At 62.5% G+C, this 20,663-nt stretch carries 19 protein-coding genes; 6 read left to right on the top strand and 13 right to left on the bottom strand.

Annotated features, from left to right (window positions below; genetic code table 11):
- Nucleotides 1–13 precede the first annotated feature (13 nt).
- The 3 genes from K3725_RS02580 to K3725_RS02570 all read right to left on the bottom strand — a co-directional run bounded on the left by K3725_RS02580 (nucleotide 14) and on the right by K3725_RS02570 (nucleotide 3,177).
- Nucleotides 14–1,279 carry an ABC transporter permease gene (locus tag K3725_RS02580; protein ID WP_260017309.1) on the bottom strand — a complete coding sequence of 422 codons (1,266 nt, stop codon included), beginning with the start codon at nucleotides 1,277–1,279 and terminating at the stop codon, nucleotides 14–16.
- Nucleotides 1,276–2,082 (bottom strand): taurine ABC transporter ATP-binding protein, encoded by an 807-nt coding sequence (locus K3725_RS02575; RefSeq protein ID WP_260017308.1) that lies wholly within the window; start codon nucleotides 2,080–2,082, stop codon nucleotides 1,276–1,278. Before K3725_RS02575 ends, K3725_RS02580 begins: the two co-directional genes overlap by 4 nt.
- Before the next feature lie 99 nt (nucleotides 2,083–2,181).
- Nucleotides 2,182–3,177, bottom strand: a complete 996-nt coding sequence (locus tag K3725_RS02570; protein ID WP_260017307.1) for an ABC transporter substrate-binding protein — start codon at nucleotides 3,175–3,177, stop codon at nucleotides 2,182–2,184.
- A gap of 207 nt (nucleotides 3,178–3,384) precedes the next feature.
- Between K3725_RS02570 and K3725_RS02565 the strand changes: the two genes are divergently transcribed.
- A complete protein-coding gene (locus tag K3725_RS02565) occupies nucleotides 3,385–4,356 on the top strand; it encodes a LysR family transcriptional regulator (RefSeq protein ID WP_260017306.1) in 972 nt (323 codons plus the stop codon).
- 145 nt (nucleotides 4,357–4,501) lie between these two features.
- Entirely contained in the window at nucleotides 4,502–5,779 is a 1,278-nt protein-coding gene (hisD, locus tag K3725_RS02560) for a histidinol dehydrogenase (RefSeq protein ID WP_260017305.1), read from the top strand.
- A 21-nt stretch (nucleotides 5,780–5,800) separates the two neighbouring features.
- Here hisD and K3725_RS02555 read toward each other — a convergent pair whose 3' ends face one another.
- The 6 genes from K3725_RS02555 to K3725_RS02530 are packed head-to-tail and all read right to left on the bottom strand — an operon-like array spanning nucleotide 5,801 to nucleotide 13,417.
- Entirely contained in the window at nucleotides 5,801–6,319 is a 519-nt protein-coding gene (locus K3725_RS02555) for a nitrous oxide reductase accessory protein NosL (protein WP_260017304.1), read from the bottom strand.
- Nucleotides 6,316–7,137, bottom strand: coding sequence for an ABC transporter permease (locus K3725_RS02550; RefSeq protein WP_260017303.1), 822 nt, complete (start codon nucleotides 7,135–7,137; stop codon nucleotides 6,316–6,318). The genes K3725_RS02555 and K3725_RS02550 overlap by 4 nt, the downstream gene beginning before the upstream one ends.
- On the bottom strand, nucleotides 7,134–8,030 hold the full coding sequence (locus K3725_RS02545) for an ABC transporter ATP-binding protein (RefSeq protein WP_260017302.1): 897 nt from the start codon (nucleotides 8,028–8,030) through the stop codon (nucleotides 7,134–7,136). Before K3725_RS02545 ends, K3725_RS02550 begins: the two co-directional genes overlap by 4 nt.
- Nucleotides 8,023–9,306, bottom strand: coding sequence for a nitrous oxide reductase family maturation protein NosD (locus K3725_RS02540; RefSeq protein WP_409201582.1), 1,284 nt, complete (start codon nucleotides 9,304–9,306; stop codon nucleotides 8,023–8,025). Before K3725_RS02540 ends, K3725_RS02545 begins: the two co-directional genes overlap by 8 nt.
- 2 nt (nucleotides 9,307–9,308) lie before the next feature.
- Nucleotides 9,309–11,216 (bottom strand): TAT-dependent nitrous-oxide reductase, encoded by a 1,908-nt coding sequence (gene nosZ, locus K3725_RS02535; protein ID WP_260017301.1) that lies wholly within the window; start codon nucleotides 11,214–11,216, stop codon nucleotides 9,309–9,311.
- 11 nt (nucleotides 11,217–11,227) lie between these two features.
- Nucleotides 11,228–13,417 carry a NosR/NirI family protein gene (locus tag K3725_RS02530; RefSeq protein WP_260017300.1) on the bottom strand — a complete coding sequence of 730 codons (2,190 nt, stop codon included), beginning with the start codon at nucleotides 13,415–13,417 and terminating at the stop codon, nucleotides 11,228–11,230.
- 92 nt (nucleotides 13,418–13,509) lie between these two features.
- Here K3725_RS02530 and K3725_RS02525 point away from each other — a divergent pair, with 92 nt between their 5' ends.
- Nucleotides 13,510–13,938, top strand: a complete 429-nt coding sequence (locus tag K3725_RS02525) for a hypothetical protein (protein ID WP_260017299.1) — start codon at nucleotides 13,510–13,512, stop codon at nucleotides 13,936–13,938.
- A 72-nt stretch (nucleotides 13,939–14,010) separates the two neighbouring features.
- Here K3725_RS02525 and K3725_RS02520 read toward each other — a convergent pair whose 3' ends face one another.
- From K3725_RS02520 to K3725_RS02505, 4 genes are read right to left on the bottom strand one after another with little or no spacing between them, the layout of a single operon-like run.
- Nucleotides 14,011–14,772 carry an ABC transporter permease gene (locus K3725_RS02520; protein WP_260017298.1) on the bottom strand — a complete coding sequence of 254 codons (762 nt, stop codon included), beginning with the start codon at nucleotides 14,770–14,772 and terminating at the stop codon, nucleotides 14,011–14,013.
- Nucleotides 14,769–15,515, bottom strand: a complete 747-nt coding sequence (locus K3725_RS02515) for an ABC transporter permease (protein ID WP_260017297.1) — start codon at nucleotides 15,513–15,515, stop codon at nucleotides 14,769–14,771. Before K3725_RS02515 ends, K3725_RS02520 begins: the two co-directional genes overlap by 4 nt.
- Nucleotides 15,516–15,524: 9 nt before the next feature.
- Nucleotides 15,525–16,289, bottom strand: a complete 765-nt coding sequence (locus K3725_RS02510) for a transporter substrate-binding domain-containing protein (protein WP_260017296.1) — start codon at nucleotides 16,287–16,289, stop codon at nucleotides 15,525–15,527.
- A 39-nt stretch (nucleotides 16,290–16,328) separates the two neighbouring features.
- Nucleotides 16,329–17,135: an ABC transporter ATP-binding protein gene (locus K3725_RS02505; protein WP_260017295.1), complete on the bottom strand. Its 807-nt coding sequence runs from the start codon at nucleotides 17,133–17,135 to the stop codon at nucleotides 16,329–16,331.
- 97 nt (nucleotides 17,136–17,232) lie between these two features.
- Between K3725_RS02505 and K3725_RS02500 the strand changes: the two genes are divergently transcribed.
- From K3725_RS02500 to K3725_RS02490, 3 genes are read left to right on the top strand one after another with little or no spacing between them, the layout of a single operon-like run.
- Nucleotides 17,233–17,874 (top strand): TetR/AcrR family transcriptional regulator, encoded by a 642-nt coding sequence (locus K3725_RS02500; RefSeq protein WP_260017294.1) that lies wholly within the window; start codon nucleotides 17,233–17,235, stop codon nucleotides 17,872–17,874.
- A complete protein-coding gene (locus tag K3725_RS02495) occupies nucleotides 17,874–19,058 on the top strand; it encodes a pyridoxal phosphate-dependent aminotransferase (protein ID WP_260017293.1) in 1,185 nt (394 codons plus the stop codon). Before K3725_RS02500 ends, K3725_RS02495 begins: the two co-directional genes overlap by 1 nt.
- Nucleotides 19,055–20,659, top strand: coding sequence for a 5-guanidino-2-oxopentanoate decarboxylase (locus K3725_RS02490; protein WP_260017292.1), 1,605 nt, complete (start codon nucleotides 19,055–19,057; stop codon nucleotides 20,657–20,659). Before K3725_RS02495 ends, K3725_RS02490 begins: the two co-directional genes overlap by 4 nt.
- Nucleotides 20,660–20,663: the final 4 nt, after the last annotated feature.

Genomic DNA, 20,663 nt, shown 5'->3' with positions numbered 1-20,663 from the left:
GGCTGCTCTCAGGTCAGCTACGGCCTTTCCAGGGCACCAGCCAATTCTCTGCCTTGCGCATCAGAATATCGATGCCGTAGCCGATGATGCCGATCAGCACGATGCCCATGATCACGATGTCAGTCAGCTGGAACTTGGAGGCAGCGATGATCATCATGCCGGCGCCCTTTTGCGCCGCAACCAGTTCCGCGGCCACAACAGTGCCCCAGCAAACCCCCATCGCCACCCGCGCGCCGGTGAAGATTTCCGGCAGCGAGTTCGGCACGATCACATGGCGCATGATCTGCCATTTGGAGGCGCCCAGCGAATAAGCCGCGTGAATTTTCGAGATGTTCACGCCGGACACTCCGGCCCGCGCCGCAATGGTCATGATCCAGAGTGCTGCCAGGAACAGCAGCACGATCTTGCCCGTCTCCCAGATGCCGAACCAGATGATCACCAGCGGGATCAGCGCAAGCGGAGGCACCGGCCGCATGAACTCGACAATCGGGTCGAACCAGCCGCGGAACCAGCCGGACAGGCCCATGGCATACCCCAGCGGAATGCCCACCATGGCGCCAGTCACAAAGCCCGCCACAACCCTGAGCAGCGACCAGCCCAGGTGCTGCCACAGCGAGAAGTTCTGATAGCCCTCATTGGCAATCTCAAAGAACCGCGACACCACGGTTTCCGGGGCCGGCAGCCAGATCGGGTTCATCTGCATGCCGCTGTCCGGGGTAAAGCTGATTGCGCCCTTTCCAGTCAGCGTCACGGAGCCGTCTCCGGTGTCAACCGCGCCGCCAATCGCAATCGGCTCGCCGTTGATCGCCACGATCTTTGCGCCGTCCCGGCGCTTGGCTTCGTCGTTCTTGTCAAACAGCAGCGTGGTCGAACGCCCCGCTTGCGCCGCCAGCGCGTCATTCGCGGCAAAGCCGCCGCCGCCCTCGACCTCGAACTTCTGGACGTCCTCGCCAAACCCGAAGACCCGCACGGTGACATCCGCATCGTCCGTGGCGCCATCTGCGTTTTCCAAAGTGTAAGTGAACACCGTTTCACCAGTGAACGGCCCAGGCACGTGGATCGGGAACAGCTTGGAGCCGGTAAACGCCGCCCAGATAACGAAAATCACCAAAACCGATATGATCGACGCCGCCCGGTCCGGCGTGACCGCGCTTTCGTCGCCAAAGGTCACGGTCTTGAGGCTGGTGAAATCCTGCCGCGACTGCATTCCTTTGCGGATGACCTGCACCAGAAAGAAGGCACCAGCAAACAGCGCAATGTAAAACAGAAGTACGCTCATGCCACTTGCTCCGTCCGGCCCATGATCTCCTCTTCCATTTCCCAGATCATCGAGAGGATCTCATCGCGGGTCTCGGCAAAGCCTTCGGATTTCTTGACGTCGCGCAGGTCTGCATTCACGCCGCGCTCAGCAAAGGGCAGCTGGTATTCGCGGTGAATGCGGCCCGGGCGCGGCGCCATCACGATCAGACGCTCGCCGAGCAGCAGCGCTTCCTCCACCGAGTGGGTGATCAGGATTATGGTCTTGCCGGTCTCCTTCCACAGCTTCAGCACCAGGCCTTGCATTTTCTCCCGTGTCAGCGCGTCAAGCGCGCCCAGCGGCTCGTCCATCAGGATCACGTCCGGCTCATTCGCCAGGCAGCGGGCCAGCGCCACACGCTGCTGCATGCCGCCAGACAGCTCATAAACCGCCTTTTCCTTGAAGTCCTGCAGCCCGACGATTTCCAGCAAGTGGTCCGAGATTTTTTCCCGCTCCGCCTTTCCCATACCCTTCATCCGGGGGCCGAATTCCACGTTGTCGCGCACGTTCATCCATTCGAACAGAGCGCCTTTCTGAAAGACCATGCCGCGTTCGGCGTCTGGTCCGGTCACTACGTGGCCATTCAGTTCAATCGCACCTTCGGTGGGAGCCAGGAAGCCAGCAAGAATGTTCAGCAACGTGGTCTTGCCGCAGCCCGATGGCCCCAGTACCGACAGCAGTTCTCCCGCTTGCAAGTTCAATGAAACGTCTTTCAGCGCCTGAACCGAACTGCCGTTGGGCAGGTCAAAACGCATGGAAACACTCTTGATGTCCAGTCCCGACATCGCTTCCCCTTCCTGTTAGCGCCAGTTTGCAGCCGGTCTGCAAATGCCGATGGGGCGGCCCGGGATCCGGGCCGTCCGCCTTAGTCAAAATATGCCGGCTCAGTTCAGCGCGGCTTCCAGCGGTCCGCTGTCCACGGCACCGTCATAGGAATCCAGCGCTGCTTCGATGCTACCCGCATTCACGAACACATCCGCCACGCCCTTCATGAAGTTCTGCGCGCCGCCGCCCAGCCACTTTTCGGAAAGCTGATCCTCAGCCGAGGGGAAGCTGAAGGTTGCGATGGTGGCCTCAGCGTCTGCCAAGTCCATGCCCGCGTCCTTGGCAATCACCGGCAGCATCTCGTTCTTGCTGTCACCCGCATTCCACATTGCATTGGCATCTGCGGTCACTTTCAGGAATTTGCTGAGAAGCGCACCCTCATCCGCAATGAAACCTGCCGGCGCGCTGGTCACGTCAAATACCAGAATACCCAGTTCTTCCTTCTCGGCGCCGGTCAGCAGAACATTACCATGCTCCACCATCCGCCGCAGCGCACCGCCCCAGCCGCAAACCATGTCCAGGTTGCCCTGGGCAAAAGCCGCTGCGCCATCGGCTGGCGCCATGTCGACGATCTCCATCGAGCCAATATCAACACCGAAGTGCGCCATCTGCGACAGGAAGCCGTAATGCGCGGCAGTTCCAATCGGCACACCCACCTTCTTGCCGTTCAGTTCGCCCGCATTTGTTTTGTCGATCTCCAGAGCCTCAGCCACCACGCAATTGTCGTTGTCGGAGTAACTTACAGCCACATCCACGGTTTGGATGTCCTGACCGGCCGAGGTCGCAACCACAAACGGCGGCACACCCTGGCTGACGGCAATATGCACGTCACCTGAGGCCATGGCAGCAGACATCGCGGTACCGGTATCAAAAGAGACCCAGTTGATCTTGACGCCCATCTCTTCTTCATACGTGCCATTGGCCTTTGCGAACTGGAACGGCATCGGCCACTCCAGGAAATAGGCTACGGTGATCTCGTCCAGTGCCGAAGCCTGTGTTGCAGCCATCGCGGCAGCTGCCGCACAGGCTGTTGAAAGCAGATACTTTTTGATCATATTAATCGTTCTCCCAGTTGTCACACCTGGCTCGGTCTATGCGGGCCTTGAGGCGTTGATTTTTGCACGGCAAACCTTATCCGGGAAGAGAATTCACAGTAGAATAAAATTACTCATGCATGGAAAGTAAAACTCAGTTTCGATTTTCTCGCATGTATTGGCGCAATTCTCTGGATAGCATATGCAAATCCTCAGGGAGGACCGCACATGCAAAAAACGCTCAGTCTGCGCTGGCTGGAAGTATTCCAGCTAATCTCGAAATCCGGATCAATACAGAAAGTCGCCGCCGAAACCGGTCTTTCGATCAGTACAGTGTCCAACCACCTGCGCAGCCTTGAAAGCGCGCTTGGCGTCGATCTGGTGGACCATACCCGGCGCCCCATGGGCCTGACACCGGCGGGTGTCGTTTTTGCGCGCTATGTCTACGACGGGTTAATGACTCTCAGGCGCGGAGAGGCAGAAATGCGTTCCGGAAGCTGGCAACATGCAACAGATTTACGCATGGCCTTGCTGGATGATTTCGACAATGAAGTCGGCCCGGAACTGTTCCAGTTCCTGTCTACCGCGCTGCCACGCTGCAGTTTCCGGCATTACACCCGCCCCAGCCACGAAATCATTGAAAAGCTGCAGGCGCAGAAACTGGATGCAGGCGTCGCCACCCGCCCGTCCGGACTGCTCCCCGACCTGATCGAATACCCCCTGATGCGTGACCCTTTCATTCTGGTTGTGCCGGCGGAATACACTGGCAGCATCGAGGATCTGACCAAAACAGACGCTCCTTTGCCTTTCCTGCGCTATTCCCGTGACCACACTATCGGCAAACAGATCGAGACCCAGTTGACCCGTCTAAAGATCGCTCTGCCCAACCGGTTTGAACTGGAATGCAACCAGTCGATCATTGGTCTGGTGTCCGAGGGCAGCGGCTGGACTGTCACCACTGCCGCCAGCTACCATCGCGCCCAGCGTTTTCACGAAAAGGTCAAGTTGGTGCGCTTCCCCGGAAAAAGCTTTGCCCGCACGGTCTCGCTCTTCACCACCAGCGTCTACCCTGCCGCTACGTCGCAACTGATCCACGAGGCACTGCAGAAATCCCTGAGGCTGCATTTTACAGATCCCATCACACAACGTTTCCCATGGCTCGGAGAGGAATTCCGGACTCTGCCTTCTGGCGCTGACTGACCGCTTGGGCAATTAGAAACAAACATCCGTGTTTTTCGAAACCCAAGGGTCATGGCTTGACCGTTTAGCCAGTCAGCCGCTGTTTTAGGCGCAATCCGCGCCGTGCGCTTTCAGCACGTCCTGCGGCACTATGAGGAACATGGACATGGCAATCACCTACCTGAAACAGGCCAAGGCGCGACCTGCCGCTGAAAACGGAGATATCCGCGACACCGTCGCGGTGATGCTTGCACGCATCCAGCGCGAAGGCGAGGATGCAGTGCGGCTTTATGCGGAGAAACTGGACCGCTGGACCGGCCCGATCATTGTAACGGATGCCCAGCGCCGTGCCGCCTGCAACCGGGTTTCGCAACAAACCAAGGAAGACATCCGGTTCGCGCACGCCAACATCCGCCGCTTTGCCGAAGCGCAGAAGGCCACCATGCGCGAATGCGAGGTAGAAGTGATCCCCGGCCTGATCGCGGGCCAGAAACAGATCCCGGTTTCCAGCGCCGGCTGCTATGTGCCCGGCGGCCGCTACAGCCATATCGCCAGCGCGCTGATGACGATTACCACCGCCAAGGTGGCTGGCGTGCCCCATATCACCGCCGTCTCGCCGCCGCGCCCTGGCACCGGCATACCCGATGCGATCATCTATGCGATGGACCTCAGCGGCGCCGACCTGATCCTGAACCTGGGCGGGGTGCAAGGCATTGCCGCCATGGCGCAGGGCCTGTTCGGGTCGCAGCCCGCCGACATCCTGGTCGGCCCTGGCAACACCTACGTGGCAGAGGCTAAGCGGATGCTGTTCGGCCCGGTCGGCATCGACATGTTTGCCGGCCCAACCGATTCACTTGTAATCGCCGATCACACAGCTGACATTGAAACGGTCGCTTGGGACCTGGTCAGCCAAGCAGAACACGGCGCTGATAGCCCGGTCTGGCTGGTCACCACCAGCGAGCCGCTGGCCAAGGGCGTCATGGATCGCGCACAGGCGCTGATTGATCAGTTGCCCGAGCCCAATCTCTCTGCCGCTCATCGCGCCTGGCACGAACGCGCCGAGGTCGTCCTATGCGGCAGCCGGGAGGAAGCCGCGCAGGTTGCCGACCGCTACGCGCCGGAACATCTGCAGGTGCAGGCAGAGGATCTGGACTGGTGGCTGGAGCGACTCACGGCCTATGGTTCGCTGTTTCTGGGCAAGGAAACTACGGTGTCCTTCGGCGACAAGACCTCAGGCCCCAACCACGTGCTGCCGACCAGCGGCGCAGCGCGCTATACGGGCGGGCTGTCGGTGCACAAGTTCACCAAGACCGTCACCTGGCAGCGCTGCAATGCCGCCGCCTCGCATGAACTGGCTCAGCGCACCGCCCGGATCAGCCGGATGGAGGGGATGGAGGGCCATGCGATCGCTGCCGAAATGCGGCTGCAGCCCGAGGCCGTTTAGGGCCTTTAAGAGACGCTGTCCTCAGGACGGCGTCTCCAGCTTCTGGTCCAGATCAACCGGACCCAGCACCGCATCGTCAGGGATGCTCTCTAACCCGGCGACCGCGCCGCCATAACGCTTGGCAAACAGCGCGGCTTCTTCGGGCGAGGCAAAGGGCACAACCTCCGGCGCCCCCATACCGCCCGCGACGTTGGAGCCAACCACGAAATGCGCATCCTTGGCATCAATCCAGTTGTTGCTGCCGGGGTGTTCCCAGCTGGGCGCGGCGCCCATGTCGCTTACATAGATGGCGGTGATCTCCGCATCCCGCTCAGGGCTTTTCACATAGGCCGCCAGATCGCGCACCTGGGCAAAGAACAAGGGGGCGGGAAAGCCGTCCAGGTGGATCTGCCCCTTCGGCCCGCCGTGTTCAGAGACATTCATCTGGCAGAAATAGCTGAGCGCGGCTGCAGTCAGTTCCACCGGCGCCGGCGGCGCCTTGGCTTCTTCCTCCTGGCAGGCGGACAGGATCAGCACGGCGGCAACGATCAGGCGTTTCATGGCTCTACCCTCCGGAAAGCGGCACAGGCCAGCAGGAATCCCAGCACGGGCCACAAAAGCAGCGACAGCGGTGCAGCCCAGCCCGGCAAGGCGCTTGCCGCACCAGCCATCCCGCTGGACAAGGCCACGCTTTCCGAGGCCGCCACATTCCACAAACGGAACGCATCCGCCGGATTGACGACCATCACCCAGGGAAAAATCTTCTGGGTAAAGACCCCGCCGCTGTCCATCACCACGGCGCCCAGCAGGCCCAGATCATAGAGAACCACAAACACCAGCCACACGCCCGCCGACAGGCCCGCAGCAGCCGTGGCCCCACTGCTGAGCGCAGACAGCGCATAACCCAGCACCAGGAAAACCGCGCCTAACAAGATCGAGGTCAGCACCAGCCGCCCCAGTGCCACCAGGCTTTCTGCCCCGGCACCGCCGAACCAGGCGGCAACGGCCCCCGCCGCGCCAAAGCCGATGCACATAGCAACCGCCAGGGCGGTCAGATGCGCCATCAGCTTGCCCAAGAGGATCTCTGCCCGCCCCGCGGGATAGGCCAGCAGCAGGGCAAGGCTGCCCCGGTCGCGGTCCCCCGCCACAGCATCAAACCCCATCATCAGTGCCAAGAGCGGCGCCAGATAAACAGACAGAGTTGTCATCGAGGCCACCGAGACCGTCAGCATGTCCACCCCCAGTGTTCCGGTCGGTGCCGAGCCGGCAAAGGACAGCGCCAGGGCGAAGGCCAGCATGATCAGCGTCGCCATGAACAGCCAGCGGTTGCGGCGCAGGATCAGCATCTCGGCACGGGCAATGGCAAAGGCGCGTCTCATTTGCGGTTCTCCCCGGAATAATGGCGGTAAAGGTCTTCCAGCCGCGGCGGCACCATGTCGATGTCAGCCACGGCGTCCCCCATGGCAGCGATCCTGCGCAGCTCCGCCATCTTGTCCTGGGGACGGCACAGGATTTCGACCGAAGCGCCGTTGATCCGCCGCCCGCCGGTTTGGGTTGCAATCCGGTCGGCTTCTGCACCGCTGGCCTGCACCCGCAGCCTGACCGGCAGCCCGGCCTCAGCCGACAGGCCCGCCAGCGTGTCATCCGCGACCTTCACACCCTTGCGCAGGATGGCGATGCGGTCGGTTCGCGCCTCCACCTCGGTCAGCGCGTGGGAGGCGATCAGTACCGCCGCGCCCTGTTCTGCCAGCTCATTGATGATGGCATAGAGGTCCTGGCGCGAGATCGGGTCCAGCCCGCTGGTCGGCTCATCCAGCAGCGCCAGCTTCGGGCGGCCCAGCAGCACCTGCGCCAGCCCCAGCCGCTGCCGCATCCCCTTGGAATAGGCGCCAATGCGGCGGTGCATGGCCTCGCCCAGGCCGACCCGTTCCAGCAGGCCCTTGATGTCAGCGCGCTCGCCAGCCAGGCGGGCAAACAGGGACAGCTGCTCATGCCCGGTCAATGCCGGGTGAAAGCTGACGGCTTCCGGCAGAAAAGCCGTGGCGGCCCGTGCCGCGGCACAACCGGGCGCGGAACCGCAGATGCGGATGCTGCCACCCTCATGCCGGATCAGGCCCAGCACCGCCTTGATCATCGTCGATTTGCCTGCGCCATTATGGCCCAACAGCGCCAGCCGCTCACCCGGCGCGATGTCCAGGTCGATGCCATGCAGCACCTGCGTCTTGCCGCGGAACTTGTCCAGCGCGCGGATTTGCAGCGGAGCGTTATCCATCCTGTTCAACCTTTCTGGCGGCTTCTGGCCGCACGGGGACCATCAGCGGGTGGCTATCGATCACCCCGCCGGGCAGCAGCGCCGGAAATGCAGACTGCGACCAGCGCACCAGTTGCACCGCAGGCGATCCCATCAAGAGTTTCGCCGCAGGCTGAGTCCACAGAACATGGTCCATGCTGTCATTCGGACGGTAGGGGGCATCAGCGATTCCATCCCCGTCCACATCAAACCCTGCGAAGTCGGACCAGTGATTGCCCTGGCCGTCCTCGCTCCATTCCACCCATTTGGTGGAAACAAATTTCACCTGATGCCGGTTGCCGACAAAAGCGTTCCCAACCATCCGGTTGCCGTCGCTGCCCGCGGTGAAGTGGATGCCGATTCCGCAGCCCTCGAACCAGTTGCCGGAGAAATCATTCTTGTGTGCGTTATATAGGAAGGTGCATTTGTCCCTGGCGCCCTTCACATAGTTGCCGCGCACCTCGCCCTGGTTGGCATAGTTCAGCATCATCCCATGATCACGGTCGTTCAGCGACACATTTCCGGTCACCTTGACCCGTTTCGAGAACATCACCGCATAACCCAGGTGATTGCCGATCGAGACGTTGCCCGATACCTCGGAATTGTCGGCATACATGTAATGCACGGCAAACCGCAGGTCGCGGAAAGTGTTGTTGGTGAAGGCGTTCTTCTTGGAACTGTTCACAAAGATCCCGTCGCGGCCAAATCGGATGTCATTGCCGTCCACCACAGCACCCGGCGCGTTCCAGACATAGACCCCGTTGCCGCGGGCGTTCATGTGCCGGTCGAGACGCCCCTCGATCCGGTTGCCCTGCACCAGGCTGTCCCGGGCGCCGTGAATGTCGACGCCGTACAGGTTGCCCAGCAGCACATTGTTCAGGACCTGCGGCGCCTTTGCCGTCTTGGTCAGCTTGATGCCGCTGTCGATCTCCTGATGCGAGGAGCCGGAGCCAACAACGGTCAGGTTCTGAACGGTCACGCCCGGCCCGGTCACGGTGATCACCGACCCCTTGCCCTGCCCGTCCAGCGTGGCCTGGCCCTGCCCGTCAAGCGTTACCGGCCGGTCCAGCACCAGGGTTTCGGCGTATTCGCCGGGGGCGAGGCGGAGGGTGTCGCCATCCGCCGCCTGCGCCAGTGTATCAGCGATGGCCCCTGCCCGGTTGGTAACATCCCAATCCGCCGCCCAGGCCGGTGCCATAAGCGCGGGCGCCAGACCGGCAAGGGCCGCAACCAGGGATTTGGGCAGGAGCCGTTTCATCTTCAGGCGCTCCGCGGCTCGACCAGCATCCGGCCGCGCATTTCCATGTGCAGCGCATGGCAGAACCACTGGCAGTAGTACCAGTGCACACCCGGGCGCTCCGCCTTGAAGGTGACAGAGGCGGTGGCCAGCGGCCCGACCTCCATGGCGATACCGAAGTTCGACAGGCAGAACCCGTGGGTCAGGTCGTCAATGTCGTCCAGGTTGGTGACAAAGACGGTGACCTCGTCGCCCTGCTTGACGGTGAACTTCTCAAGGCTGAAGTTCGGCGCCTGGCTCGACATGTAGACCCGCACCTTGTCGCCGTCGCGGATGATGGTGTCCTGATAGTCATCCAGATCGACGCCATCCGCCTCGGCCTGCTTGCGCGCGTCTTCCCACATCGGGTCGTTGCGCTGCCAGGTGCTGGCCGGGTTCACCTTGGAGCGGTGAACGATGATCGAGTCATGCGGTTCCGCAAAGGTCGGGCCATCGTGCACCACCTTCATCTTGTCGCCGGAAATGTCGATCAGCTGCTCGTTCTCGGGCTTCAGGGGGCCCACGTTCAGGAACCGGTCCTTGGAGAACTTGTTCATCGAGATCAGCCACTTGCCGTCCGCCTCAGCGGTTTCACCCATGGAGGTGGAGTTGTGGCCCGGCTGATACTGCACATCGACCTTGTCCATGATCGGGTCCACATCGGCGCCCGCATAGGCCTCGATCGCCTTGGCGATGTCCCATTTCACCACCTGGCTGTCCAAGAACAGGGTGGTGTAGGCATAGCCGCGGTTGTCGAATGCGGTGTGAAGCGGGCCAAGGCCCAGTTGCGGTTCCGCCACAATGGCAGAGCGCGGATCGGCGTTGTCGCTGAACAGCGCGTTGACTTTCTCGACATCGATGACGGAAACTGTTGGCGACAGCTTGCCGTTGATCATGATGTGCTTCTTGTCGGGCGCGGCGTTCACGCCATGCGGCGAGTTGGGGATCGGGATATAGCGGGTGAAGTTCTTGCCGGATTCCTTGCGCCCGTCCACAACCTTGGCCCCGTTCAGCTCCTGATAGTCGCCTGCCGCAATCGCTTCCTCAATCGCTTTGATATTGAAGACAACCACGTGGTCCAGCTCGCTCTCGGTCATTTCGGCCAGGTTCATGCCCATTTCCGAGTTGTAGGAGGTCGAGAACGCATATTTGCCCTGATAGTCGCAGTCGGTGTTGTCCAGGTTGCCCGAGACGATGACCTGCCAAGCGACTTCCATGCTGTCGCCGTCGATGGCAGAGAAGATGTTCACATATTGCGACGGATCATCCAGGATCTGGCCGTCGTTGATCAGCGGCGCTTCGTGCTCGCCGTTGGCAAAGACATAGCCGGTGCGCGGGAATTTCTGCGGGCGCAGGCCGTGGATGTCTTTGGCGTTGGGGATCTCAATGATCTTGTCGCATTTCATCACGTCGCAGCGCACCCGGGCAACGCGGGTGTTGGCCTTGTCGTTCATGAACAGATAGCGGCCGTCATAGGTGCCGTCGGTGAACGACATATGCGGGTGGTGCAGGTCGCCGTTGTCATAGGTGATCTTGCCGTTGGCGGCCAGGAAATCCTTGGTCTCCGGCAGCAAGCCCTCGGTCAGGATTTTCAGGGACTCATTGGTCTGGCCCCAGCCGGTGGCAGAGCAGCGGTTGAACACCGGCACCCGCATCAGTTCGCGCATGGACGGAACGCCCATAATGCGCAGTTCGCCGGTCTGGCCTGACGACCAGAAGCCGTAGTATTCATCCAGCTCGCCCGGCTCCAGGCCGAATCCGGCCGCCTGCGCAGGTTTTGCGCCCAGCAGCGCGGAGCCGGCACCGGTCGCCGCCAGAACGGCGCCGGAGGCCGTGGCCCCCAGAAGGCCGCGGCGGGTGACGGGCAGTTTGTTTTTCATCTCTTCAGACATGATGTCCTCCTTCAGGAAACTTTGATCCTGTTCGCGTTGGGGTGATTGGCAGGCGGCCGACCCAGAGCAACGTCCGGTGCGGGGCTGCCGGTCTTGGCCCGGCGTTTCAGCTGTTTGATGACAACCGGGCATTTGGCTTCGGATTGATACAGAACCTGGCAATGCAGGCAGTTCACGCATTCATTCGGGTTGATCTCACCCGTCGGGTGAATCGCCTGAACCGGGCACTCGTTGGCACAGGTCTGACAGGGGTGGCCGCACTCATGATAGCGCTTCAGCCAGTCGAACATCCGCACCCGCGCCGGGATTGCCAGCGCCGCGCCCAGCGGGCACATGTAGCGGCAGTAGAACCGTTCGATGAACAGCCCGGCCAGCAAGAGCGCCACGGCAAAGACCACAAACGGCCAGTCGCGCACGAATTTCAGGATGATCGCGGTCTTGAACGGCTCCACCTCGGCATAGGTTTCGGCCAACGGGATCGACACCATCGATACAGCGAACAAACCGAGGAAGATCATGTATTTTGCAGACCACAGGCGCTCATGCAGGCCCCACGGCAGAGTGATCTGCGGCACCTTGAAGGCGCGGGCGATCTTGTTGGTCAGTTCCTGCAGTGCGCCGAACGGGCACAGCCAGCCGCAATAGGCGCCGCGGCCCCAGAACAGCAGCGCAGCAGCAACGGCGAACCACTGGATGAAGACCAGCGGGTCCAGCAGGAAGGCATCCCAGGAGAAGCCGCTGCGCAAAGATCCCGCCAGCGCCATCAGGTTAACAACGCTCAGCTGCGCGTTGGCGTACCAGCCCAGGAACACCAGGGTGACGGTCAGGTATCCAATGCGGAACCAATAGAATGTGCGCGCATTCACCGTCGCCTGAAACTGGAAGAAGAACACACCCGTCAGCACCAGCAGCATCACGCCCAGCACTGAGATTTCGACGGTACGGTCCTTCCAGATCCGCTGCCACAGCGCGGCCTTGGCAGCCGCCTCTCCAGTGTCATCCTCTACCAACTTGGGTGCGGGTGCGGCAGGCAGCAGATACTGCTCTGGCAGATTGTAGCCCAGATCAAAGGTCAGGAACGTCCGCTCCAGCGCGCCGACAGCGCGCTGCACCAGCAGTTGCAGACGGAACGGTTCAGCCGGATCAAACTCAGCATCCGCCGGGATCTTGAACAGGTCCAGCTCATTGAAACTCGGGCTGTCCGGGGTGGCCAGCGCCCCCAGCCGTTTGTGCTGCTTGTCGAAGAACCGCACAGAGGCATCGCCCTGGATCAGCTGGATGCGGTCGAAAATGCCGCCTCGCACATAGCCGGACCCCTTAAAGCTATAGCTGCCGCGCCCCAGCACCAGAATGGCGTGTTCGCCTTCCTTCAGCCAATTCCGCAGATTCTTATACTCCGCCTCACCCAGCAGCGAACTGCCGATGGAGGGCACGGAAACCAGCGCCATTTGCATGTCGATGAAGGTTTCATCCGGCGCGCCGCGTTCACGTCTCCGGATTGCGCGCTGGTCGCCTGTGGCTGCAAAGGCCGCATTGATCTGGCCCACATCAAGCGTCAACCGCCGCACAGACCCGTCGCCCGCCAGCGTGGTCCAATCCGCGGCTTCCCCGCGGGCCATGTCAACCTCGCGTTTCGGCCCGTCCGCCTGCACCGGTGACAGACCGCCCAACCCCAGCGCGCGGGCAACCTTGATACCCGCCCGCACCAGGCTGTCGTCAATCACCATGATCGTGACCGTCGCACCGGAGATGATGTCGAGGTCATGAGCATCGCCACCCGCCGCCGCCTCGGCCTTCAGGTCGAGACCCGCATAGCTCTCAGTCAGCTTGACCATTTTCGAGTTCGGAATACCGATCAGCACAATCGGCTCAGAATGTTTGACCAGCTTCACGCCCGTCAGAACCGCATCGGTATCAATTGCCGCAACCACATGGATCGGCTTGCCGCTGTAACCGGTGGTGCCCACGAAATCGGAGGTCAGGAAAGCATAGGCAATGGTCTTGCCAGCCTTCAGCACCGGTGCCACTGGCACATCGGCGCGCACTGGGCCAAACGCCTCGGCATCGGGCACCAGGTCGCTAGGTGTCAATTCTGTCAGGAAGCTGTCGAGGCTGTCTGCCTCAGCCGCCGCAGCAAATAGGGCGGCGAATGTCATCGCAAGGGCTGTCAGCCAGCCCCGGAAGACGCGTGTCAGGACCATGGCGCCTCTCCTTTCCTTTGAGTGGCTGCCACGAGCGCGCTGGGTGCGCGTTCGGATTGTTCTTTCGCCGCCAGCGGAGGTCCGCGGCCGTCATGCCAGTACTGAGCCGGGTTCGGCTGCACGGCAGTGCCCGCAGGCAGCAGCACGGCACAGTCCGCCGCCCGGCTGATGCCAGACTGTATAACGCTGGCAGGCGCAGCCCCGGTTTCAGCGGCACACAGCGCGCAGGCGCTGCACTTGGGGCAATCCTGCTGCTCTTCGCTGTCTCCGGCGGCGGCCTGGATTTCCACTACGCCGGCCTCACCGCAGATTTCGACCCTCTCCCCGCCAGAAACCGCCTGTGCAGCACCGGGAAAGGCAACCTGAAAAACCAGCATGAAGACCGCACACATTCCCGCCAGGCGACGGAACAATCCGGCGCGGCATGCGGTAGATATGAAACGGGTGTGCGGCATCTGTTACAAGAATCTCTTGCTGCATTCGCCGCTGACACTAGAGCGAACTTCAGTGCCGTTATTTGATGTATGTCAGATAAATCAGAAATTCCGGACCAATATCGCCTGCTCCGAAGAGCAAGCTAAATGCCCGTGTTTTCAGCCTTTCTCAAACCGCCGGAAGGCCAGGGCAATCCCCCCGGCGATGGCCATGTAAACCAGCGCCAGCAGCAAAAGCGGCTCATAGACGATAAAGGTATCTGCCCGCACGCGCGAGGAAACCGCATAGATTTCCATCACCGTGATTGTCGCCACCAGCGGTGTCGCCTTCAGCTGCAGGATGGTTTCTCCGCCCAAAGTCGGCAGCACGTTGCGCACTGCCTGCGGCAGCCAGATCCGGCGAAACATGGTAAAGCGCGGCATGCCAAAGGATTTCGCGGCCTCCAGCTGCCCCTTGGCGACACCGGAAAACGCGCCGCGCATGACCTCGCCCTCATAGCCCGCATAAGACAGGGTCAGCGCCAGCACCGCATAGGGCCAGGCCTGGCGCAAATACGGCCACAGCTCGGAAGAGCGGATCCAGGGGAACTGCGGAAATAGCGAGCCTAGCCCGTAATACAAGAGCCAGATCTGCAAGAGCAGCGGCGTGCCGCGGATAATGGTGCAGAACGTGCGCGCCGGGATCGACAGGTACCAGGGCCCCACCGCCTGCGCCAATCCCAGAGGCACTGCCAGCAGAAAGCCGAGGAAGGTCGAAACCGCAAGGATCCAAACCGTGGCCCACAGCCCCTCTAGCGCCAGCGGCGCGTATTTTGGGATCCAGTCCCAGCGTAGCGCGACTGCACACCAGATCGCGATCCCCGCGAACACCAGCATCATCACGATGCGGTGCGGCTGCATCAGTTCCTTCAAACCGGTCATCGCGCGCCCCCCTTCAGCGAGGGCTGGCCGCGCCTCGCCCATTTCTCAACCCGGGCAAAGACCGCGCCGGAGCACAGCGTCACCATCAGGTACAGGAACCCAGCCGCCAGGAAGAAGGTGAAATACGCCCGCGTGCTGCTCGCCGCCTGCCGGGTTTCCAGCGTCAGCTCATTGAAGCCGACCACCGCCAGCAGCGCGGTGTCCTTGGTGGCGATCAGCCACAGGTTTGCCAGCCCCGGCACCGCAAAGCTCATCATCGCCGGGATCGTCACCCGCCGCATGATCATGAAGGCAGGCATGCCATAGGACTTCGCCGCCTCGATCTGCCCCACAGGCACTGCCTTGATGGCGCCGCGCAGCACTTCGGTGGCATAGGCCCCCTGCACCACGCCCAGCACCCAGATGCCGGCCGCAACGCCGTTGATCTCGACCCGGCCGCCACCCATTGCCTCGGAAATCTTGTTGATGATATCGCTGCCCACGTAATAGAGGATCAGGATCAGCACCAGTTCAGGCACCGCCCGGATCACCGTGGTATAGATGGCGAGAAGATCACGCGTGACCTTCCCGCCATAAAGTTTGCCATAGGCCCCGAACAGCCCGATCATCAGCCCCAGCCCAAAAGCGCCAACGGCGATCTGCAGGGAGTTGGCAAGCCCGCGCAACAGGTTGCCTCCCCAGCCTGACAGCGACAGCAGCTCTGCGCTGGCGCCGAGGCCCAGTAGTTCGAACAGTCCGGTCACGGCAGCACCTTAGTAGATGCTGGTGGTGAAGTATTTGGCGGTGATCATCTCGTGGGTGCCGTCGGCCAGGATCGCCGCGATGCCCTTGTTCAGTGCCTCGCGCAGCGCGTCGTCGCCCTTGCGCACGCCAGCGCCGACACCGCGGCCCAGGATCGCCGGGTCATCCGCCACCGCGCCTTTGATCTCGCAGCAACTGCCGGTGTCGGACCCGACGAAATCCGCCATCGCTATGCTGTCTGCCTGGGTCGCATCGATGCGGCCGGCGAACAGATCCTGGTTGGCCTCATCCTGGGTTTGGTAAACCTTCAGCTCGGCATCCTTGAAGTATTCCTGCGCATAGGCCTGGTGAATGGTCGAGGCCTGGATGCCGACAATCTTGCCCGCCAGCGATTCCGGCGTCGGCGCGATGTCCATCGACTTGTCCGCAACGATCACTGCCGGGGTGTTGTAGTAGGGATCGGAGAAATCGATGGTCTTCATCCGTTCCTCGGTGATCGACATGGAAGCCATGATGGCGTCGATCTGCTGGCCGGTCAGCGACGGGATGATGCCGTCCCAGGCGACCGGCGTGATCACGCAGTCCAGTTCAGCCGCGGCGCAGACCGCGCCGATCACCTCGACCTCCCAGCCGACCCAATTGCCGGAGCTGTCGAGCGAGGCAAACGGCGGATAGGGTTCGGCAGCGATGCCGATTTTCACCTGTTCGGCAGCAGCCGCACCAGCGGACAGAGCGGCAACCGCGGTTGCCGCGGCAAGCAATGCTTTCAGTTTCATCTTAATCTCCCTGTTGGTTTTTATTTTGGTGGTAGTGGATCAGGCGACCGAGCTCAGAAATTGCTTCAGACGGTCTGATTGCGGATTGCCAAAGACCTCGGCAGGCGGCCCCTGCTCTTCGATGCGGCCCTGGTACAGATAGACAACGTGGTTCGCGACTTCGCGGGCGAATTTCATCTCATGGGTGACCAGCAGCATGGTGCGCCCCTCGGCAGCCAGGTCGCGGATCACCGTCAGCACCTCGCCCACCAGTTCCGGGTCCAGCGCCGAAGTCGGTTCGTCAAACAGCATCGCTGACGGGTCCACCGCCAGCGCCCGCGCAATCGCCGCCCGCTGCTGCTGCCCGCCGGACAGATAGGCAGGATAGGTGTCCTCCTTGCCGCCCAGCCCCACCCGGTTCAGCAGTTCGTGCGCCCGCGCGATGGCCTCGGCCTTGGGCACCTTCAGCACATGCACCGGCACCTCGATCACGTTTTCCAGCAGCGTTCGATGGGTCCACAGGTTGAACTGCTGGAACACCATCGCCAGCTTGGTTCGGATTCGTTCGATCTGCTTCTGATTGGCCGGGCTGCCGTCTCCGCGCATCGCCACTTCCTGGCCGCCGATCACAATCTTGCCGGAACTTGGCGTCTCAAGGAAGTTGATGCAGCGCAGCATGGTGGACTTGCCGGACCCGGAGCCGCCGATGATCGCTACAACATCCCCCTGATGCGCGGTCAGATCCACGCCCTTCAGCACTTCCAGATTGCCGAAGGACTTGTGCAGATCCTCGACCCGGATTGCCTCCCGGCGCGTGTCTGTCTCCGGTGAGGATGCGGCGGCTGCGGCGGCTGCGGCTGTGTCCATCTTTGCGTCTTCCCGAATTTTCCGATTGCAGTAAGCCGCGACTCACGCAATTATGCAAGTGTATAATTTCTCCGCCAGCACAAAAACAGGAGCTGAGGTGACCGACGAGCGCCGCAAATTCAAACGCGAATCCGCCGAGGCCCGGAAGGAAGCACTGATTCTCGCCACGCTGGAACTGGTGGCGGAGAACGGCGTACGCGGTGCCACGGTGCGAGGCATTGCCCAGCGTGCCGACGTCACCCAGGGTCTGATCCGGCATTACTTCAGCTCCAAGGAAGAGCTGATCATCGCAGCCTATGAACACCACATGAACCAGATGACGGACCTGACCTTTGCACCCGGTGCAGCGGCAGGCAGCGCCCGGGCGCGTCTCAGGGCTTTTGTCGACGGCTCGCTGACCCCGCCGGTTGTCGATCCGCGCTCCATCGCGCTGTGGGCCAGCTTTCTGAACAAGGTGCAGAACGATCCGCAGATGAAGGAAACCCACGAACGCACCTATGCCTACTTCCGCGACCGGCTGGAGGGCCTGATTGCCGCCGCGCTGGAAGAGGCCGGCCGCCCGGCCCCGGCACCCCGGCTGCGCCAGCTGGCGATTGCCTGCAACGCGGTGATCGACGGTTTGTGGCTGGAGGGCGGTGCCCTGCCGGATGCGTTTGCGGACGGCGAACTGGTTGAAATCGGACGGCAATCGGTTGTCGCCATCACTGGATTGGATTTGGAGCAGGAGGCTGAAACCTGATGAGGCTGACAGCAATCACCGAACGGCTGGCCGGGCTTGGCGGCGGCAAATGGGAAGTGCACGCAAGGGCACGGCAACTGGCTGCAGCCGGCGCCGACCTGGTGGAGATGACCATCGGCGAACCAGACGTGCCAACCCCGCCGGAACTGGTCGAAGCGGCCACGCAATCCATGCATGCGGGCCGCACCGGATATTCCGACGGCCGCGGCGAGGCGCATCTGCGCGCTGCTCTGGCCGAGGCCTATACCACCAGCCGCGGGCGGGAGTTCGGGCCGGAAAACATCCTTTGCTTTCCCGGCACCCAGACCGCGCTTTATGCAGTTCTTCTAGGTGTTGCCGAACCCGGCACCGAGGTGCTGGTCGGCGACCCGATGTATGCCACCTACGAGGGTGTGATCCGCGCCTCCGGCGCGGACATGATACCAGTGCCGCTGCGGCCCGAGGCCGGTTTCCGGATGCAGGCCAGCGACATCGCCGCCCGCATCACCCCGCGCAGCCGCGCCATCCTGCTGACAACCCCGCACAACCCGACCGGCGCCATCCTGACACCGCAGGACCTGCGGGAAATCGGCGAGCTGGCGGTGAAACACGATCTCTGGATCATCTCCGACGAAGTTTATGAGCACCTGGTCTTTGAGGGCGCGGAATTTGTCTCGCCTCTCTCCGACCCGGCACTGGCGGAGCGGGTGATCGCAGTCTCCTCGATTTCCAAGTCGCACGCCGCGCCTGGCTTCCGCAGCGGCTGGTGCACCGGGCCTGCCAAGTTCTGTGCAGCCCTGCTGCCGGTCTCGGAAACCATGCTTTTCGGCAACCAGCCCTTTATCGCCGACATGACCGAAAAGGCTGTGCGCGAGGGATCTTCCGTCGCCGCCGGGATGGCCGCCCGCTTTGCCGCCCGCGCCGCCCTGCTGGAACAACGCCTGCAGGCTGAGACCCGGCTGCGCGTCCACCGGCCCGAAGCTGGAATGTTTGCGTTGATCAACGTCTCGGCCACCGGGATGGACGGCGACGCCTATGCCTGGGACCTGCTGGACAGCGGCGTGGCGGTAATGCCAGGTTCCGCCTTCGGCGACGGCCTTCGCAACTGGGTGCGGGTCGCCCTCACCATTGATGACAACAGTTTTGCCACCGCGCTCGACCGGATCGCCGCCCACGCAAACCGCAATGCAAGAGGCGCCGCATGACCACGAAAACCGTTGGCGAAGCCCTGGTTGCCGGGCTGAAGGCACGCGGCGTCACCTGCGTGTTCGGCATCCCTGGCGTGCACACCGTGGAGCTCTATCGCGGCCTGGCCGCCTCTGGCATCCGTCATGTCACTCCCCGCCACGAACAGGGCGCGGGCTTCATGGCCGACGGTTATGCACGGGTCTCCGGCCAGCCGGGCGTGGCTTTTGTCATCACTGGCCCTGGCCTGACGAACACGCTTACTCCGATGGCCCAGGCCCGCGCGGATTCGGTGCCAATGCTGGTCGTGTCCGGCGTTAATGCCAGTGCAACCCTGGGCAAGGGACTCGGCCACCTGCACGAATTGCCCGACCAGCACGCGCTGGCCAAGACCGTGGCGCTGGCCTCTGAACACGTTGCCCGGCCCGATGAGTTGGAGGCCTCGCTGGACCGCGCCTTTGCCCCCTTTGCTGCTGGCCGCTCTGGCCCCACCCACATCCAGATTCCGCTGAACGTGGCAGGCACGGCATCGCAGGAAGGCCTCCCTGCCCCGGCTTCCACTCAGCCGCCGCTCGACAGCGGCCAAGTTGCAAAGGCAGCGGCCTGCCTGTCACGGGCTACCAAAGTTGTCATTCTCGCTGGCGGGGGGGCCAAGTGCGCAGGCGCAGGCTTGCAGGCTTTGGCCGAACGCCTCGATGCGCCTGTGGTGCAAACCGTCAACGCCCGCGGGCTGATGCACAGCCATCCGCTGACCGTTCCCGCAAGCCCCAGCCTGCAAGCGGTCCGGGAGCTGATCCAAGACGCCGATTGCGTGCTGGCGCTGGGAACCGAACTGGGGCCGACCGACTACGACATGTATGCTACCGGCAGCATGGCTGACATGGCCGGACTGATCCGGGTCGACATCTGCGCCGAACAGCTGGCCCGGCACGAGACAGACCTCGCCATCCACGCCCGCGCCGGTGAGGCTGCGGCTGCGCTGCTAGAAGCCCTGCCCGCGGCACCCAAGCAAAGCCAGGGCGCCCAGCGCGCGAACCAAACCCGAGCCGCCGCGTATGAGGAGATCGGCCCGGACTACCGCCAGCAGGTCGAGGTGCTGAACGCCATACGAGACGCGGTGCCGAACGCCCTGATGATCGGCGATTCCACCCAGCCAATCTATGCCGGCAATCTATACTATGACCACGACCGCGCCGGCGGCTGGTTCAATGCCGCTACCGGCTATGGCGCACTCGGCTATGGCATCCCTGCTGCGATCGGCGCCGCGACTGCCGATCCTTCGGCCCATGTTATCTGCATTGCCGGCGACGGCGGCGCCCAATTCTCGCTGCCGGAGATCATGGCCGCCGTGGACGAAAACCTGCCCATCACCTTCGTGCTCTGGAACAATCGCGGCTACGGTGAAATCGCAACCTCGATGGAGGCCGCGGACGTCCCGGTGGTCGGCTGCGACCCCACACCGCCGGAGTTCGCCCCCGCCGCCGCCTCGTTCGGCATCCCTTACACCCGCGTGCCGATGGAACCACAGGTAATTGCTGCCGCGCTCCGGGAAACCAGCAAACGGGGCACCCCATCCATCCTCGAAATTGACGTAACCGGCCCCTCGCAGGGCCAGGAGTAATCCA

The organism is Leisingera sp. S132 (assembly GCF_025144465.1).
In the GTDB taxonomy this organism is placed as follows: Bacteria; Pseudomonadota; Alphaproteobacteria; order Rhodobacterales; family Rhodobacteraceae; genus Leisingera.
Note: the sequence above shows the minus strand (reverse complement) of the source record. Positions and strands in the feature narration are given on the sequence as shown.

What these genes read in the sequence shown, in the direction of transcription:
- K3725_RS02510 (WP_260017296.1), bottom strand. Translation starts at nt 16,289, where the DNA reads ATGAAACTGAAAGCATTGCTTGCCGCGGCAACCGCGGTTGCCGCTCTG.
- hisD (WP_260017305.1), top strand. Translation starts at nt 4,502, where the DNA reads ATGGCAATCACCTACCTGAAACAGGCCAAGGCGCGACCTGCCGCTGAA.
- K3725_RS02530 (WP_260017300.1), bottom strand. Translation starts at nt 13,417, where the DNA reads ATGGTCCTGACACGCGTCTTCCGGGGCTGGCTGACAGCCCTTGCGATG.
- K3725_RS02490 (WP_260017292.1), top strand. Translation starts at nt 19,055, where the DNA reads ATGACCACGAAAACCGTTGGCGAAGCCCTGGTTGCCGGGCTGAAGGCA.
- K3725_RS02575 (WP_260017308.1), bottom strand. Translation starts at nt 2,082, where the DNA reads ATGTCGGGACTGGACATCAAGAGTGTTTCCATGCGTTTTGACCTGCCC.
- K3725_RS02540 (WP_409201582.1), bottom strand. Translation starts at nt 9,306, where the DNA reads ATGAAACGGCTCCTGCCCAAATCCCTGGTTGCGGCCCTTGCCGGTCTG.
- K3725_RS02520 (WP_260017298.1), bottom strand. Translation starts at nt 14,772, where the DNA reads ATGACCGGTTTGAAGGAACTGATGCAGCCGCACCGCATCGTGATGATG.
- K3725_RS02525 (WP_260017299.1), top strand. Translation starts at nt 13,510, where the DNA reads ATGCCAGTACTGAGCCGGGTTCGGCTGCACGGCAGTGCCCGCAGGCAG.
- K3725_RS02545 (WP_260017302.1), bottom strand. Translation starts at nt 8,030, where the DNA reads ATGGATAACGCTCCGCTGCAAATCCGCGCGCTGGACAAGTTCCGCGGC.
- K3725_RS02550 (WP_260017303.1), bottom strand. Translation starts at nt 7,137, where the DNA reads ATGAGACGCGCCTTTGCCATTGCCCGTGCCGAGATGCTGATCCTGCGC.
- K3725_RS02505 (WP_260017295.1), bottom strand. Translation starts at nt 17,135, where the DNA reads ATGGACACAGCCGCAGCCGCCGCAGCCGCCGCATCCTCACCGGAGACA.
- K3725_RS02570 (WP_260017307.1), bottom strand. Translation starts at nt 3,177, where the DNA reads ATGATCAAAAAGTATCTGCTTTCAACAGCCTGTGCGGCAGCTGCCGCG.
- K3725_RS02555 (WP_260017304.1), bottom strand. Translation starts at nt 6,319, where the DNA reads ATGAAACGCCTGATCGTTGCCGCCGTGCTGATCCTGTCCGCCTGCCAG.
- K3725_RS02495 (WP_260017293.1), top strand. Translation starts at nt 17,874, where the DNA reads ATGAGGCTGACAGCAATCACCGAACGGCTGGCCGGGCTTGGCGGCGGC.
- K3725_RS02580 (WP_260017309.1), bottom strand. Translation starts at nt 1,279, where the DNA reads ATGAGCGTACTTCTGTTTTACATTGCGCTGTTTGCTGGTGCCTTCTTT.
- K3725_RS02565 (WP_260017306.1), top strand. Translation starts at nt 3,385, where the DNA reads ATGCAAAAAACGCTCAGTCTGCGCTGGCTGGAAGTATTCCAGCTAATC.
- nosZ (WP_260017301.1), bottom strand. Translation starts at nt 11,216, where the DNA reads ATGTCTGAAGAGATGAAAAACAAACTGCCCGTCACCCGCCGCGGCCTT.